The organism is Kitasatospora sp. NPDC089509, assembly GCF_044749365.1.
Lineage (GTDB): Bacteria > Actinomycetota > Actinomycetes > Streptomycetales > Streptomycetaceae > Kitasatospora.
In genome coordinates, this window is the sequence record NZ_JBIVHS010000005.1 from 315,616 (window position 1) to 331,341 (window position 15,726).

At 75.8% G+C, this 15,726-nt stretch carries 15 protein-coding genes; 5 read left to right on the forward strand and 10 right to left on the reverse strand.

Going from position 1 to position 15,726, the window contains the following annotated elements; genetic code table 11:
- The first annotated feature begins 72 nt into the window (after positions 1-72).
- The 3 genes from ACIP4P_RS13690 to ACIP4P_RS13700 all read left to right on the forward strand — a co-directional run bounded on the left by ACIP4P_RS13690 (position 73) and on the right by ACIP4P_RS13700 (position 2,837).
- Entirely contained in the window at positions 73-2,148 is a 2,076-nt protein-coding gene (locus tag ACIP4P_RS13690) for a DHA2 family efflux MFS transporter permease subunit (protein ID WP_400917565.1), read from the forward strand.
- 14 nt (positions 2,149-2,162) lie between these two features.
- Complete coding sequence (locus ACIP4P_RS13695) at positions 2,163-2,420, forward strand: hypothetical protein (protein ID WP_400917567.1); 258 nt, start codon at positions 2,163-2,165, stop codon at positions 2,418-2,420.
- A 99-nt stretch (positions 2,421-2,519) separates the two neighbouring features.
- Positions 2,520-2,837: an antibiotic biosynthesis monooxygenase family protein gene (locus tag ACIP4P_RS13700; RefSeq protein ID WP_400917568.1), complete on the forward strand. Its 318-nt coding sequence runs from the start codon at positions 2,520-2,522 to the stop codon at positions 2,835-2,837.
- A 122-nt stretch (positions 2,838-2,959) separates the two neighbouring features.
- On the opposite strand, the gene ACIP4P_RS13705 is transcribed toward ACIP4P_RS13700, so the two are convergent.
- The 3 genes from ACIP4P_RS13705 to ACIP4P_RS13715 form a co-directional block, all read right to left on the reverse strand.
- Entirely contained in the window at positions 2,960-3,838 is an 879-nt protein-coding gene (locus ACIP4P_RS13705) for a LysR family transcriptional regulator (protein WP_400917569.1), read from the reverse strand.
- A 230-nt stretch (positions 3,839-4,068) separates the two neighbouring features.
- Positions 4,069-6,978 carry a glycoside hydrolase family 3 C-terminal domain-containing protein gene (locus ACIP4P_RS13710; RefSeq protein WP_400917571.1) on the reverse strand — a complete coding sequence of 970 codons (2,910 nt, stop codon included), beginning with the start codon at positions 6,976-6,978 and terminating at the stop codon, positions 4,069-4,071.
- 174 nt (positions 6,979-7,152) lie between these two features.
- Complete coding sequence (locus ACIP4P_RS13715) at positions 7,153-7,293, reverse strand: hypothetical protein (RefSeq protein ID WP_400917573.1); 141 nt, start codon at positions 7,291-7,293, stop codon at positions 7,153-7,155.
- Between the two features lie 94 nt (positions 7,294-7,387).
- On the opposite strand from ACIP4P_RS13715, the gene ACIP4P_RS13720 reads away from it, so the two are divergent.
- Both ACIP4P_RS13720 and ACIP4P_RS13725 read left to right on the forward strand, forming a co-directional pair.
- A complete protein-coding gene (locus ACIP4P_RS13720; protein WP_400917575.1) occupies positions 7,388-7,825 on the forward strand; it encodes a hypothetical protein in 438 nt (145 codons plus the stop codon).
- A gap of 73 nt (positions 7,826-7,898) precedes the next feature.
- Positions 7,899-8,204, forward strand: a complete 306-nt coding sequence (locus tag ACIP4P_RS13725) for a putative quinol monooxygenase (protein ID WP_400917577.1) — start codon at positions 7,899-7,901, stop codon at positions 8,202-8,204.
- Positions 8,205-8,258: 54 nt separating this feature from the next.
- Here ACIP4P_RS13725 and ACIP4P_RS13730 read toward each other — a convergent pair whose 3' ends face one another.
- From ACIP4P_RS13730 to ACIP4P_RS13760, 7 genes are all read right to left on the reverse strand, one after another.
- Positions 8,259-8,954: a hypothetical protein gene (locus tag ACIP4P_RS13730; protein WP_400917579.1), complete on the reverse strand. Its 696-nt coding sequence runs from the start codon at positions 8,952-8,954 to the stop codon at positions 8,259-8,261.
- Between the two features lie 74 nt (positions 8,955-9,028).
- The gene (locus ACIP4P_RS13735) at positions 9,029-9,871 is read right to left on the reverse strand and encodes an ECF transporter S component (protein ID WP_400917581.1); all 843 of its coding nucleotides are present in this window, start codon (positions 9,869-9,871) and stop codon (positions 9,029-9,031) included.
- Entirely contained in the window at positions 9,868-11,469 is a 1,602-nt protein-coding gene (locus ACIP4P_RS13740) for an ABC transporter ATP-binding protein (protein WP_400917583.1), read from the reverse strand. The genes ACIP4P_RS13735 and ACIP4P_RS13740 overlap by 4 nt, the downstream gene beginning before the upstream one ends.
- Positions 11,466-12,572 (reverse strand): energy-coupling factor transporter transmembrane component T, encoded by a 1,107-nt coding sequence (locus ACIP4P_RS13745; RefSeq protein ID WP_400917585.1) that lies wholly within the window; start codon positions 12,570-12,572, stop codon positions 11,466-11,468. The genes ACIP4P_RS13740 and ACIP4P_RS13745 overlap by 4 nt, the downstream gene beginning before the upstream one ends.
- Positions 12,573-12,590: 18 nt before the next feature.
- On the reverse strand, positions 12,591-13,310 hold the full coding sequence (locus tag ACIP4P_RS13750; RefSeq protein WP_400917587.1) for an SCO2322 family protein: 720 nt from the start codon (positions 13,308-13,310) through the stop codon (positions 12,591-12,593).
- Complete coding sequence (locus ACIP4P_RS13755; RefSeq protein WP_400917589.1) at positions 13,310-14,578, reverse strand: prenyltransferase/squalene oxidase repeat-containing protein; 1,269 nt, start codon at positions 14,576-14,578, stop codon at positions 13,310-13,312. Before ACIP4P_RS13755 ends, ACIP4P_RS13750 begins: the two co-directional genes overlap by 1 nt.
- A gap of 439 nt (positions 14,579-15,017) precedes the next feature.
- Positions 15,018-15,638 carry a TetR family transcriptional regulator gene (locus ACIP4P_RS13760; RefSeq protein ID WP_400917591.1) on the reverse strand — a complete coding sequence of 207 codons (621 nt, stop codon included), beginning with the start codon at positions 15,636-15,638 and terminating at the stop codon, positions 15,018-15,020.
- Positions 15,639-15,726 lie beyond the last annotated feature (88 nt).

Here is a 15,726-nt window from a genome sequence, read left to right on the forward strand (position 1 = left end):
GGGGAACTGGGAGTGATCATCCGCCCCAGCCCCGCGACCCTACGGAGAGGCCATGCCGCCGGTGGAGACGCCATGACGGACCCGCTCGCCGCGTCCGACCGCGGCCCGGCGCCCGCGCCCGGCCCACCGGAGGCCACCGTCCCCAACCTGTGGGTGCCGATCGGCGCCCTGCTGCTGGCGATGCTGCTGGCCGCCCTCGACCAGACCATCGTCTCCACCGCGCTGCCCACCATCGTCAGCGACCTCGGCGGCCTGGACCACCTCTCCTGGGTGGTCACCGCCTACCTGCTGGCCTCCACCGCCGCCACCCCGCTGTGGGGCAAGCTCGGCGACATGTACGGCCGGAAGCGGTTCTTCCAGGCCTCCATCGTGATCTTCCTGATCGGCTCGGTGCTCTGCGGACTCGCCCAGGACATGGGCGAGTTGATCGCCTTCCGGGCGCTCCAGGGCCTCGGCGGCGGCGGGCTGATGGTGCTCTCCCAGGCGATCGTCGGCGACCTCGTCGCACCCCGGGACCGCGGCAAGTACCAGGGCCTCTTCGGTGCCGTCTTCGGCGTCACCAGCGTGCTCGGACCGCTGCTCGGCGGCCTGTTCGTCGACAACCTCAGCTGGCGCTGGGTGTTCTACGTCAACCTGCCGATCGGCGTGGTCGCCCTGGTGGTGATCGCCGCCGTGCTGCACAGCACGGAGGTCCGGCGCGAGCACCGGATCGACTACCTGGGCACCGCGCTGATCGCCGCCGTCGCCACCTGCCTGGTCCTGATGACCTCGCTCGGCGGCACCACCTGGGCCTGGAGCTCCTGGCAGGTCGTCGGCCTGGGCGTGCTCGGGCTGGTGCTGCTGGTCGCCTTCGTCGAGGTGGAGCGGACGGCCGTCGAACCCGTCCTGCCGCTGCGGCTGTTCCGCTCCCGGACCTTCAGCCTGGTCGCGGTGATCTCCTTCGTGGTCGGCTTCGCGATGTTCGGCGCGCTCACCTACCTGCCGACCTTCCTCCAGGTCGTCCAGCAGGTCTCGCCCACCATGTCCGGGATCCACATGCTGCCGATGGTGCTCGGCATGCTGCTCACCTCGATCGGCTCCGGCCAGATCGTCGCCCGCACCGGTCACTACCGGATCTTCCCGATCGCCGGGACGGCCGTCACCACGGTCGGGCTGCTGCTGCTCTCCCGGCTGGACGAGCACAGCAGCACCGGCGAGATGAGCCTCTACTTCCTGGTCTTCGGCCTCGGGCTGGGCCTGGTGATGCAGGTGCTGGTGCTGATCGTGCAGAACTCGGTCGGCTACCAGGACCTCGGCGTGGCCACCGCCGGTGCCACCTTCTTCCGCTCCATCGGCGCCTCCTTCGGCGTCTCGATCTTCGGCACGATCTTCGCCGGCGGCCTGCGCTCCCGGCTCGCCGACGCCCTGGCCGGGCATCCGCTGCCACCGGGCCTCCACGCGGAGGCGATCACCGCCGACCCCCGGCTGATCGCCCGGCTGCCGGCCGCCGTCCAGGCCGGGGTGCACCACGCGTACGCCGAGTCGATCACCAGGGTGTTCCTGTACGCGGTGCCCGTCGCGCTGCTCGCCTTCGTGCTGTCGCTGTTCCTGCGGGAACAGAAGCTGCGCTCCACGGTCACCGCGCCCGACCTGAGCGAGTCCATCGGGATCAACCCGGTCGAGCGGTCCTCGCTGGACGAGATCGCCCGCGCGCTGTCCGTGCTGAGCAGTCGGGAGGCCCGGCGCGACCTCTTCCGGCGGATCACCGCCACCGCCGGGCTCGATCTGCTGCCCGCCTCCAGCTGGCTGCTGCTGCAGATGCACCACCACGGCTCGGTGGAGCCGGCCGAACTCGCCGAACGGCGGATCGTCCCGATCGCGGTGGTCGAGGAGGCCGTCCGGGAGGTCGAGGGCCGGGGCCTCGCCGCCCGCACCGGCGGCCTGCCACTGCGGCTCACCGAACCGGGGCAGCAGGCGGCGCTGCGGCTGGTCGCCGCCCGGCGCACCCAGCTGGCGGAACTGCTGGGGGACTGGGACGACGAGCAGTACGAGGACCTCGCCGAACTGCTCACCCGGCTCAGCTCCGCGCTCTGCGCCGACCGGCGCGACCGCCCGGACCCGCCGCTCCGCCCGCAGCCGCCGTACCGGGGGGAGGGGCGGTCGTTCTAGGGCCCGTCCTGCCGGTGCGGCGTCGGCTCGGCACCGGTTCAGGGGGTGCCGAACCACCGCGGGGTGTCGAGCCGGAACGGGTCGCCGGGGGCGACACCCTCGTCCTCCCGACCGACGTCCCCCGTCGACTGGCCACCGCCGAGGGCTTCACCGCCGTCGTCGCCTCCGCCTCCCCGTCGCACGCCTACAACCCCGACGCCCGCACCCCCGAGGGCGCCTGCGGCCTCGCCCCGCGCGACGTCGGCCGCCTGCTCCCGCCGTGGATCGCCTGATCCCGGCCCCGGCTCACCCGGCGTGTGAGGTGTAGCAGACTGCTCGTGAGCAACCGAGCCGACGGCCGTACGGGCCCCGGCGGATCAGTGAGGAGCGGCATGTCCGTCGTCAAGATCAACGTACTGACGGTGCCCGCCGAGCAGCGTGAGGTGCTGGAGCAGCGCTTCGCCTCGCGGGCCGGTGCGGTGGAGAACTCCGACGGCTTCGAGTGGTTCGAGCTGCTGCGCCCGGTCGAGGGGACCGATCAGTACCTGGTCTACACCCGGTGGCGCAGCGAGGAGGACTTCAAGGCCTGGATGGAGGGCCCGATGAAGGCGGCCCACCAGAACGGCGGCGAGGCGCCGAAGCGGCCGGCCGCCTCCGGGTCCACCCTGTGGTCCTTCGAGGTCGTCCAGTCGGCGGGTCCGAAGGCCTGACGGCCGGTCGGCACACGGCGGTTCAGGGCGGTTCAGGCGGTTTCGAGGTGGGCGGCGCGTTCCGGGGTTCCGGGGCGCGCCGTTCGTCGTGCGGGGTGAACGGGGCTGCGGGGGCGGGGAGTTCAGGCCGCGGTGGGGTGGAGGGCCTCGGGGAGGCCGGGGGTGGTGGCGCGGCCGGTGCGCCAGACCAGGCGGAGCCGGAGTGGTGGGGGGTCGAGCGGGAGGCGGACCAGGGTGCCGGAGGTGAGGGCGTCCTGGACGGCGAAGTCGGGGAGCAGGGCGATGCCCAGGCCCTGTTCGGCGCAGGCGCGGGTGACGGTGACGCCGCCGGTGCGGACGCGTTCGAGGGCGGTGCCGAGCAGGCGTTCGCCGGCCAGCCGGAAGCAGCAGCCGGGGGCGTCCACCAGGAGGCGCTGGCCGCGCAGGTCGGCGCGGCCGAGGGTGGTGGCGGCGCTGAGCGGGTGGGTGGGGGCGGCGACCAGGGCGAGCGGGACGGGTTCGAGGTCGAGGTGGTCGAGCGGGGCGGGCGGCAGGGCGAAGCCGAGGTCGCCGAGCGGGCCGGCGGTGTCGAGGACGAGTGCGGCCTCCAGGGCCCCGGCCGCGACGCGGTCGAGCAGCCCGTCCCGGACGGTGTCGGTGTGCAGGGCGACGTCGAGCTCGGGCCGGCGTTCGGCGAGTCGGGCCAGCACGGCCGGGACGTGGGTCGCCGCTATGGTGTCCAGCGCGCCGAGGCGGATCCGGGCGCGGCCGGCGACCACCTCGCGGCGGGCCTGCTCGGCCTGGTCGAGCAGTCTGCGGGACCAGGGCAGCAGCCGTTCGCCGGCCGTGGTGAGGGTCATTCCGCGCGGGGCCCGGCCGAACAGCTCGACGTCCAGGCTGAGTTCGAGGGTGCGGAGCTGCTCGGAGACCGAGGAGGGGGCGAGACCGAGGGCCACGGCCGCGGCGGTGACGGTGCGGTGGGTGACCACGGCTTCGAAGACCCGCAACTGACGAAGTTCCACTGGTTTCTCCGGTTCCCCCGAACGCCCGCGCGTGATCGGACGGCTCGCCTGTCGTTCGTGGTGCGGCTCGTGTTGTTGTGTCCGCGATGATGCGGGCGGTGTTGCGGGACAGCGTACGGCTGGGGCCGGGGGTTCCGGACGGTTCGTGGGGAACGGGCCGGGCGGCGAAGGGGGCCGGTACCGTTCCACCGGTCCGCGGGCCGGACGCCGCCCGGGCGCGCGGCACCGGCTCAAGCTGGCAGTTTCCAGTGCTGGTCGGCACCGCCTCGGCAGTCCCGGAGACGCAGGGCGCCGTCGTCGGTGGGCGCGGCGAGGCAGCGGAGGGAGGCCGGGTTGAGCAGTAGGCCGTCCCCGAACGGCTGCCAGCGCTGGGCGCCGCTGCCGTCGCAGTCGTGGAGCTGGAGGGGGGTGCCGTCGGCCGTCCCGCCGTCGGCGGCCGTCAGGCACTTGCCGAGGGCGCGCAGCGAGCCGTCCTGCTGGACGGTCCAGTCCTGGGCACCGGAGGAGTCGCAGGGTCGGAGCCCGACGGCGGTGCCGTTGACCGTCGACGCCCGGTCGACGTCCGCGCACCGCCCGGCCGGGTCGGTCAGCGGGCCGCTCGGGCGGGGGGTGGCCCAGCGCTGCCCGGCGGAGCGTGTGCAGTGCCGCAGCAGCAGGCGGCCGTCGTCGGCGGTGAGGCAGCGGTCGGTGGCCGGGTTCAGGATCGTGGCGTCCGCGCGCAGCTGCCACACCTGGTCGCCGCCGGGGCGGCCGCCGGCGGCCGCCCCGGCCCCGGTGCAGTCCCGCAGGTGGACGGCGGCGCCGTCACCGGACCCGGCCGCGGTGAGGCAGCCGTTCAGCAGGCCGATGCTGCCGTCCGAGCCGACGGTGGCCTCCTGGGCCGCGCTGCCGGTACAACTCGCCAGCCCTACCGGCGTGTTGGCGTGGTCGGCGGCGGTCGAGGCGTCCAGGCAGGCGCCGCCGGTGTCGGTGATCCGCCCGGACCAGGTGGAGACGGCGGGGGAGCCTGGGGCCTCCACGGTGCCCCGCAGTCGGGGCGCGCGGGAGGAGGAGCCGACGGTGAGGCCGTACCGGCCGCCGGGGACGCCCCAGCCGTGCACGTCCGGGTCCCAGACGGCGAAGGCGGAGCGGTCCAGCCGCAGTTCCACGTGGGTCGAGGCGCCGGGCGCCAGGGTGACCTTGTCGAAGGCCTTGAGCTGCTGCGGCGGTTCGCCGGCCGCCGACGGGAAGGTCAGGTACAGCTGGGGCACCTCGGTGCCGGTGCGGGGGCCGACGTTGGTGAGGTCGAAGCCGACCCGGACCCGGCCGGCCCGGTCCGGGCCGTTCACGGTGAGGCCGGTGTAGCCGAAGTCGGTGTACGAGAGGCCGTGGCCGAAGGGGAACAGCGGGGCGGTGCCGCTCGCGTCGTACCAGCGGTAGCCGGTGCGCAGCCGCTCGGTGTAGTGGTAGGTGCCGTCGGTGCCGGGGTACTGGGCGGCGTCCCGGATCGGGGTCGCGTCGGCGGAGGTCGGGAAGGTGACGGGCAGTCGCCCGGCCGGGTCGGCGTCGCCGAACAGCACGTCGGCGAGTGCGGCGCCGCTCTGCTCGCCCGGGTACCAGGCCTCGACCACGGCGGGCACCGCGTCCAGCCACGGCATGGTGACCGGTCCGCCGGTGTCGAGCACCACCACGGTGCGGGGGTTCGCCCGTGCGACGGCCCGGATCAGGGCGTCGTCCGCCGGGGCGAGGTCCAGCGAGGTGCGGTCCGCGCCCTCGGTCTCCTGGTCGCCGACCACCACCACGGCGACCTCCGCCCGGGCGGCCAGCGCGGCGGCCGCGGTCGGGTCGTCGCCCGGGTGGTAGCGCACCTCGGTCCCGGAGCCGGCCCGGGCCGCGATGCCCTGGCGGGGCGTCACGGTGTACTCGGGGTGGGGGGTGACGTGCGAGGAGCCGCCACCGCCGGTGTAGGCGCGGTCCGCCCAGGGGCCGATCACCGCGATGGACGCGAGGTGGGCGGCGTCCAGGGGCAGGACCGGCTTCCCGTCCTGGGCCTGACTGTCCCGTGCCTGACTGTCCTGCGGCCGCTCGTTTCTCAGCAGAACCGTTCCGGCAACGGCGGCGGCCCGGGCATCGCGCGCGCCGGCGGCCGGGTCGTCGGCAGGCGCCCGGACGCCGTCGAGCGCTCCCGTGCGCGCCATCAGCCGCAGCACCCGGCGGACCTGGTCGTCCAGCACGGCCGGGGCCAGTCGGCCGTCGGCCACCGCGGCCGGCAGGTCGGCGAAGTAGGTCGAGCCGCCGAACTCCTGGTCCAGGCCGCCCGCCGCCGCGTAGACCGAGGAGTGGGTCGCCGGGTAGTCGGAGCCGACCACGCCGTCGAAGCCCCAACGGCCCTTCAGCACGTCGCGCAGCAGCGGGAAGCTCTCGCACGCCCAGTGGCCGTTGACCGGGTTGTAGCCGCACATCGCGGACCAGGCCCGGCCGCTCCGGACGGCCGCCCGGAAGGCGGGCAGCTCGATCTCGGCGAGCGTGCGCTCGTCCACCTCCGAGCCGTACGACTGGCGGTTGTCCTCCTGGTTGTTGGCGGCGTAGTGCTTGACCTGCGCGGCGACCCGCTGCGCCTGGATGCCGCGCACCTCGGCGGCGGCGAGCCGCCCGGCCAGGTACGGGTCCTCGCCCAGCGTCTCGAAGTCCCGTCCGCCCTGCGGGACCCGGACGATGTTCACCATCGGCGCGTACAGCACCTGGTAGCCGCGGGCCCGCGCCTCCCGGCCCAGCACGTCGCCGTACCTGGTGGCCAGCCCCGGGTCGAAGGCGGCGGCCAGCGCGACCGGGGCGGGCAGCGCGGTGGCCGGTCGGCCGTCCCGCACCCCGGCGGGGCCGTCGGACAGCAGCAGCGGCGGGATGCCGAGCCGGGGCACGCCCGCGACGTAGCCGACCGAGTGCACGCCCGCCGGGGCGTCCCGGCCGCGCAGCAGCGTCACCTTCTCGTCGGTGGTCAGCTGGGCGAGCAGCTGCTCGATCCGCTGCTCCTGTCCGGCGTCCACCGGTTCCGGTGGGGTGGCCGCGGCGTTGCCCGAGGTGACGGCGGCCAACAGGCAGCCGCCGAGCCCGAACCGGAGGATTCGCGTCCGCAGCGGGAGGTGCGGGGGGAGACGGCGCATGGCAACCACCACCGATCGACGGAGTCGTAGCGGGTAGGGCGGGCCGGCAAAGTGGCGTTCTATCCAACTTGCCGGAGATCGGTGCTGGACGGTAGATGTCCTTCGGGGGCGCACGGAGTGCGTCCGGAGCGTATTGCGTACGGGTGGAGCGTGCGGAGTGCGTACAGGGCGTGCTCAGTCGCCGAGCGCCGCGCCGTCGCCGAGCGCCGTGCCCTCGGCGATCCGCCGGCGCACCGTCAGCACCCGGCCGTCCCGGACGACGACGGCCACGGCGATGCCGGGGGGCTGCTGGTGGTCGGGGCTCGGCTGGGTCATCTCGTTGCTCTCCCGGGTCTTCGGTCTCGGCGTCGGAGGCCATCCTGGCCCGTGGTCCCGGCCTAGGAGTGAGAGGTGGGTAGATTTTCGGATCATGAGAACACCAACGGGGGACATTCGAACGGCACTCGGCCGCCTGGGCGCGGACCATCCGACGGCGGACCGCTCCCGCCGGCTCCTCGGCTGGGCCCTGCTCGCCGTCGCCGTCCTGCTCTTCGCCTGGATCCTGGTGCTCGGGGCGACCACCCGGGGCCAGGCCGAGGTCCGGAACTGGTCCACCGTCTGGGTCGGCATGGACGTCCTCCAGGTCGCCGGGCTGCTCGCCACCGGCCGACTGCTGGTCCGCCGCTCCCGCCTCACCGCCCTCGCCGCCGCCGCGGCCGCCACCCTGCTCCTGCTCGACGCCTGGTTCGACGTGATGACCGCGGAGGGCGGCGGCGCCTGGTACACCGCCCTCGCGATGGCCTTCCTGGTCGAACTCCCGGCCGCCGTCGCCCTCGCTGCCCTCGCCCGTTCCGCCCTGGACTGGTGAGGAGCCGTGGCCGGTCGGCGGGCCCGTCGGCCGCGCTCGGTACTGTGATCATCCAATCCGATGGGAGATTCGCATGCCCGTGGTCATCGCCACCCTCAGGACCAAGCCCGGCCGCCGGGACGACGTCCTGGCCGCCTTCGAAGAGCACACTCCGGCCATCCACGCCGAGCCCGGCTGCGAGCTCTACGCCGTCCACGCCGGACCCGACCGCGTCACCGTGGTGGAGAAGTGGGCCGACCAGGCCAGCCTCGACGCCCACGGCGTCGGCGCCCCGCTGGTCGCGCTGGGCCGCGTCCTGGCCGACGCCCTCGCCGAGCCCGGCGACGTCGCGGTCCTCGACGCCTTCCCGGCCGGCGACCCGGCCAAGGGCCTGCTCTGATCCGACCCGATGCGCCCGTGCGCCCCGGCCCTCTCCGGCCCGGGCGCGCGGCGGTCACCAGAAGAAGTCGGGCAGTTCGACGGCCGGCGGGAGCGGGGCGTCCGCGGGGAGTGGACGGATCTGGACGAAGGCGTGCTCGAACTGGGAGTACGAGAAGGGGTCCAGGCCAGGGGCCACCACCAGGGCGTTGTCGCCTCGGCGCCAGACCCGGTAACGCCAGCGGTGGTCGAGGGCGGGGCGGCGTTCGTGGGTGACGTCGTGGTCGGGCGGGCCGAGCAGGGCGGTGAACCGGGCGACGACGGCTTCGAGTTGGTCGCCGAAGGTGTCCGTGTCCTGGTCGGTGTCGCGCTGCCAGCCGGGGAGGGCGCCCCAGAAGTCCTCGCTCATCGCGCCGTCGGGGTGGACGTAGTACTCGTACGCGAACGGGACGGCGAGGCAGTCGTCGCCGTGCACGAAGTGGCCCGCGGGTGTGGAGGCCTTCTCGTCGAGGTCGCCCAGGTGGTCGCCGGTCGAGCGCCAGCCGGCCTCGGCCATCGCCCGCTCGCCGGCCGCGGGGTCCGTCCAGTCGACCTTCGTCATCTCGACGATCCGGGCGGCGAGTTCGGGGCCGACAGGGCAGTACGCGACGATCCAGGGGTCGTCCTCGTACGGGTCCTCGTCGGGGTCCTCCTCAAGGTCCTCGTCGGGGCCGGGGACGGGGCCGGGGACGGGGACGGGGACGGCGGCGGGGGCGAGGGGCTGCTCGGACACCGGGGTGAACTCCGTTCTGACGTGCGGTTTCGGAGGTTCACCCTAGGTCCTGGCCGGAGCGTGGCGCGGCGGGTTCACCCGGCCGGCGGTGGCGGCCGGAAGTCGACCGGTGCGTCGAAGGCCGCCCGGCGGGTGGTGCGGCGCAGCGCGCGCAGCACCGGGGTGCCCAGACCGAGGCAGAGCACCACGGTGAGGGCGGCCCGCGGCAGGTCCCAACCCAGCGACGTGGTCAGGCAGTAGGCGGCGAAGCGGACCAGGTTGGCGGCCAGCGGGTCGCCGGGGTGGAAGGAGATGGAGCCGGCCAGCCCGCCGATGTACGGCCAGCCCTGGAGGTTCATGATCGTGCCGTAGAGCACCGCGGCGAGCGCCCCGTACCCGGCCAGCAGCAGCAGTTCGCGGCGGCCGCGCAGGGTGGCGGAGCCCGGCAGCAGGCCCGCGCCGAGGCAGACCCAGCCCATGGCGAGCATCTGGAACGGCAGCCACGGCCCGACCCCGCCGGTGAGCAGCGCGGAGGCGAACATCGACAGCGAGCCGAGGACGAAGCCGAAGCCCGGCCCGAGCACCCGGCCGGACAGCACCATCAGGAAGAACATCGGCTCCAGGCCCGCCGTCCCCGCGCCGAGCGGGCGCAGCGCCGCCCCGGCCGCCGCCAGCACGCCCAGCAGGGCGACGGACTTGGCGTCCAGTCCGGGCGCGCCGCCGCCGGCCGAACGGCCCTCGGAGATCTGCGCGATGACGACGGCGAGGAGCAGCGGCAGCAGCAGGGCGAACAGCCACGGCGCGTCGGCGGAGTGGCCGACCAGCGCCGACCCGGTGGAGGCGAGCAGCGGCCAGCCGAAGGCCGTCACGCCGACCAGGGAGACCAGCAGGAGGGCCGCGACGGACCGGCGGCCGAGTGGGACGGGACGGCTGCTCATGCGACCAGTGCCTCCGCGACCTGCCGGACGGTGAGCCAGGGCCCGGGCGCCAGCACCTTGGCGACCTGCGGGGCGAACGCGGGCGAGGAGACCACCACCTCCGCGGTCGGGCCGTCCGCGACGATCTCGCCCTCGGCCAGGATCAGCGTGCGGTGGGCGAGTTCGGCGGCCAGCTCGACGTCGTGGGTGGCCAGCAGGACGGCGTGTCCCTCGGCCGCGAGCGTGCGCAGGATCTCGACCAGCCGGGCCTTGGCCGCGTAGTCCAGGCCGCGGGTCGGCTCGTCCAGGAGCAGCAGCGGGGGGCGGGCGGTGAGCACGACGGCGAGCGCGAGGGTGAGCCGCTGGCCCTCGGAGAGGTCGCGGGGGTGGGTGGTGTCGGCGATGCCGGGCAGCAGGCGTTCGACCAGGGCCCGGCAGCTGCCGGGGTCGGCGCCCGCGTCGGTGTCCGCCGCCGCGCATTCGGCGGCGACGCTCTCGCCGTACAGCAGGTCGCGCGGGTCCTGGGGGACGAGGCCGACGTGGCGGATCAGTTCGGCGGGCCGGGTGCGGTGCGGGGCGCGGCCGCCGACGGTGACGGTGCCGGAGGTGGGGGCGTGCAGGCCGACCAGGCTGCCGAGCAGGGTGGACTTGCCGGCGCCGTTGCGGCCCATCAGGGCGGCGATCTCGCCGGGACGCAGCGCGAGGTCGACCCCGCGCAGGACCTGCACCGGGCCGCGCCGGACGGCGAGGCGGTCGGTGGCGGCGATCGGGGCGGCGTCCGGCGCGGCGACGGCGGCCGGTGCCCGCCCGTCCAGCTCGGCGCGCAGCGGGCCGGCCTTGCGCCGGGCGTCGCGCACGGACAGTGGCAGCGGCTGCCAGCCCGCGAGCCGGCCGAGGCCGACCACCGGCGGGTGCACGGGGGAGTGGGCCATCACCTCGGCGGGTTCGCCGAGCACGGCCGGGGCGCCCGGGGTCAGCAGCAGCACCTGGTCGGCGTACTGGACGACCCGCTCCAGCCGGTGTTCGGCCATCAGCACGGTGGTGCCGAGGTCGTGCACCAGCCGCTGGAGGACGGCCAGCACCTCTTCGGCCGCGCCCGGGTCGAGCGCCGAGGTGGGTTCGTCCAGGACCAGGACGCGCGGGTGGACGGTGAGCACCGAGCCGATCGCGACCCGTTGCTGCTGGCCGCCGGAGAGCGAGCCCAGGGCGCGGTCGCGCAGGTCGGCGAGGCCGAGCAGGTCGAGGGTCTCCTCGACCCGGCGCCGCATGACGTCGCCCGGCAGGCCCAGCGACTCCATGCCGTAGGCGAGTTCGTCCTCGACGGTGTCGGTGACGAAGTGCGCCAGCGGGTCCTGGCCCACCGTGCCGACCAGGTCGGCGAGTTCGCGCGGCCGGTGCTCCCGGGTGTCCCGGCCGCCGACGGTGACCCGGCCGTGCAGCACCCCGCCGGTGAAGTGCGGCACCAGGCCGCTGACCGTGCCGAGCAGGGTGGACTTGCCGGAGCCCGACGGGCCCACCAGCAGGCAGAGTTCACCCTCGGGGACGGTGAGGTCGAGGTTCGCGAGGACGGGCTCCGCGGAGTCCGCGTACCGGACGGAGAGCTGCTCGAAGGTGATCACGATGCCCTCCGGGGCGGGGTCGGGGCGACGAACGCCGGGAGCAGGCCGAGGAGGACGGCCAGCACGGCGGCCAGCGGCAGCTCGGGGACGGTCGGCGGGACGACGGTGGGGGCGAAGGCCACCGGGTCCCGCGACGCCAGGTAGGTCACCAGGGCGGCCACGGCGACGCCGGAACCGGCGGTCAGCCACTCCGGCAGCGCCCAGGGGTCGGGCCGGTAGCGGGATCTGACGGCCCGTCGGCTGCCGAGCAGCAGCCCGCCGAAGGCGGCGGCCAGGCCGAGCAGCAGCACCGGCAGCGCCCAGCCGGTGCCTCCGGCGGTGAGCAGGCCGTACGCCGCCAGGCAGACCCCGAGCAGTCCGGCCAGGGTGAGCGCGGCGGTGGCCCGGGCGAGCCTGCGCGGGACGTCGGCGGTGCGGCCGAAGCCGCGGGTGTCCATCGCCGCCGCCAGTGCGATGGACCGCTCCAACGCGCCCTCCAGGACGGGGAGTCCGACGCTCAGCACGGCCGCGACGCCCTTGTCGGTGCGGCCGCGCAGCCGCCGGGCGGCGCGCAGTCGGCGGACGTCGGCGACCAGGTTCGGTGCGAAGGTCATCGCCACCACCACCGCCACGCCCGCCTCGTAGAGCGCGCCGGGCAGGGCGCGCAGCAGCCGGGCCGGGCTGGCCAGCGAGTTGGCGGCGCCGACGCAGACCAGCAGGGTGGCCAGCCGCAGCCCGTCGTACACCGCCGCGAGCAGGCCTTCGAGGGTCACCCGCCCGCCGATCCGCACGCCCTGCGCCCAGTCGGGGAGCGGGAGTTCGGGCAGCGTGAACAGCACGTGGGTGCCGGGGACCGGCGAGCCGAGCAGCACCGCGAAGACCAGCCGGATGCCGAGCACCAGCAGGCCCAGGCGCAGGAACGCCCCGTACGAACGCGACCAGGGCGCGTCGCCGCGGCGCGCCGCGACCACGTATCCGGCGGTCGCGGCGAGCAGCAGCAGGATCACCGGGTTGGTGGTGCGGGTCGCCGCCGCGCCCAGCCCGAGCGCCCACAACCACCAGGCCCCGGGGTGCAGTTGGCGCGGGCCGACGGGCGGGCGGGTGCTACGGGTGGTGCTGCTCACAGGCCTGTCCTGGGGCGACTAGGGAAGGTTACGGCGGCGGCGGGCCTGCCAGACGGCGCCGCCGGCGAGGACGGCGACCAGCGCGCCGCCGGCGACCAGGCCGAGGTCCGGTCCGCCGTCGGTCCCGCTCTTCGGGCCGGCCGGCTGGGCGGCGGCCCCGGCGTCCACCCGGTCGCCGCAGCCCGCCGTCGGGTACCCGGCGATGGCGCACAGCAGGCCGGCGGTGTCGTAGCGCAGCGGCGGGGCGACGGCGGCCAGCACCTCGGCCGAGGTGGCGCGCGGGGCGACGGTGGCGCAGGCGGTCCGCTGCGCCGGCGGCTGGGCGGCGGACGACCCGGCGTCCTCGGCGGTGCCGAAGTCCAGCACCACGGCCACCCGCTTGCGGCCGTCCTGGGCCGGGGTGGTGGCGCAGAGCTCGTCGAACCGGGCGGTCGCGCGCGGCTTCGCGGCGTCCTGCCCGCCGTCCGGGCTGACCGCGAACCGCCAGCCGTCCACCGAGCCGTCCGGCGGCACGGCGGTCGTCGCCCCCTGCAGCTGGTAGGTCCAGCTGCCGCCGTCGGCGCCCCGCCAGAACGACCAGTACCGGTACCCGGCGGCCTGCGCGGGCGCGGCTCCGGCCAGCAGGACCAAGGCGGCGAGCAGCGGGAGCAGCACGGCGGCCGCCGCCCGCCGGGGAGGACGGCCGGCGGCGGGCCGGGCCTGCGCCCGGCCCGCCGGGCCGTCGGGGAGCCGGCCCATCAGAGCTTGGGGTTGCGCTTGCGCTGGAGGCTGAGCAGCAGGCCGCCGCCGAGGCCGATCAGGGCGCCGACGGCGATCATCCAGAACGTGCCGAAGCCGTCCTTCTTCTTCTCCACCGGGGTGGCCTCCGTCGACGCGGCGGCGTTGGCCTTGGGGGCCGGGCCGAGCGCGGTCAGCTGGCCGGTGAGGGTGGTGTCGCCGCGGTGGGCGGCGTGGCTGACCAGCAGCATGGTGGCGACGGCGCCGGCGTCGGTGCCGTTCTTGGTCCAGGTGGCGTCCTGCCCCTCCAGCCAGTCGACCGCGTCACTGGCCTGCTCGGGGTGGCCGCTCTGGATGAGGCCGAGCGCGGCCCAGGCGGTGGCGGTGTAGTCCGGCGTGGGCGCGGCGCCCGGCATGGTGAGGGTGAGGTGCTCGCCGCCGGTGGCGAGCTGGGCGGCCAGGTGGGAGCCGACCGCCTCGCCCGCCTCGGCGTGCGGGACGGTGGCGGGCGCCGAGCCGTCGGTGCAGGTCAGCGGCTTGGGGGTGGCGTCGGCGCGGACCGAGGTGTCGACCGGCAGGTGCCCGCCGGCGGCGGCGAGGGCGGCCTGCGCGGTGGCCAGGGTGTTGGGGGCGAGGGCGCCGGTGGCCGGGTCGGGCTGGAAGGCGAAGGCGCCGCGCTGGTCGGCGGGGGCGGAGCAGCCGAGCTGGAAGCGGGCGAGGCCGTCGAAGGCGTTCTTGCCCGCGGCGCCGCCGCTGCCGGGCTTGGCGACGCTCGCCGGGTCGGTCCGGGCGGCGAACAGCGCGTTGACGGCGAGCGCGGTGGAGTTGGCGTCGCCCGGGTTGCCGGGGTTGAAGGCCCAGCTGCCGTCGGTGTTCTGGTTGGCCTTGAGCCACTGCACGCCCTTGTCGACGGCCGGCTGGTGCCCGCCGAGGGCGGTCAGGGCCTGGATGGCGACGGAGGTGGCGTTGCTGTCCTCGGTCTTGGGGTCGCAGGCGGCGCCGGCGGCCCGGAAGGACGGCCAGCCGCCGTCCTCGCACTGCTGGCCGGTGAGCCAGTCGACCGCGGAGTCGGCCGGGGTGACCTTGGCCGCCGTCAGCGCGGTGAGCGCGAGCGACTGCCGCCAGACCCCGTCGTACGTCGGGTCGCTCTTGCCGTACAGGCCGTCCGGGACGGCGGGGGCGGCCGGGGCGGAGGGCGACGGGCTGTCGGCCAGGGCCGGTCCGGCGGCGAGGCCGGCGAGCAGCGCGGCGGACAGGGCGGCGGCGCCCAGGCGGGCGGCGGTCAGCATGGTGCGGTCGTGCCTTTCGGTGAGCGGTGGGGCCCGGGCGGGGCCGTTCCGTAGTCCTCGACGGGTGCCGGGCGCGGGGGCCCGGTTCGCCGCTCGTCCCGCCCCGGGTGCTCCGGCTGGCCCTGGCGCGCGGGGCGCGCGGTCGGGTCCACGGTTGCGGGTCAGCGCCGGATTCGCACCGGCTTCCCCCGGGGGAGGAGCGGGATGGAGTTGTGCTGCCCGTCGACTCTAACCGCCGGGCCGTGGTCGGCGGGCCCGGGCGTCGGCCGCCGGGCCGTGGTCGGCGGGTCCGCCGGAGCAGGAACAGGTTCCAGTATTCGGGGCCCGCAGGGGCGTCGGTCAGGGGCCGGGACGGGTGTCGCGACGGGGCGCGGGCGGGGGCGCGGACGGGTGCGGACGGGGTGCGGCCGGGGCCGGCGGGGCGACGGCGCGGCCGGGTTCAGGGCAGCGCCAGCAGCCGGGCCGCGGTGTGCAGGTCGGCCCGGACCTCGGCGATCGAGGCCCGCCCGGAGAGCCAGGCGACGAGTGCCGAGTGCCAGGTGTGCTCGATCACCCGGACGGCCGCCCGCTGGCTCTCGCTGGGCGGGCCGGACTGTCCGATGGCGTCCAGGATGAGCTGTCCGGTGGCGGCGCTGATCTGGTCCACCTCGGTGCCGACCGAGCGGTCCGCGAAGCACATCGCCCGGACCATCGCCTCGGCCAGCAGCGGTTCGCGCTGGAGCGCGTGGAAGGCCCGGGTGAGCGCTTCGGCGACCCGCGGGGCGGGCTCCGGGTCGGTCGGCGGGTGCCGGCGGATGTGCTCCTGGAGCTCCTGCAACTGCTCCAGCATGACCGCGACCAGCAGGTGGACCTTGGACGGGAAGTACCGGTACAGCGTCCCGAGGGCGACCTGCGCGCTCTCCGCGACCTCCCGCATCTGCACCGCCTCGTACCCGCCGCGGGCGGCCAGCGCGGTGGCGGCGCGCAGGATCCGGCGCCGCCGTTCGGCCTGGCGCGCGGACAGCGGGGGCTCGCCCTGCGCCGGGGAGGCGGGGCTCACGGACGTGGTCGGCGACGGCAAGGGTTGCTCCCGGGGGCGCGTGGGCGGCGGTGTGCTCCAGAAAGGTCGACCCGGGGGCGACCCCGCGGCCGAGCCGGTGCGGCCCGCG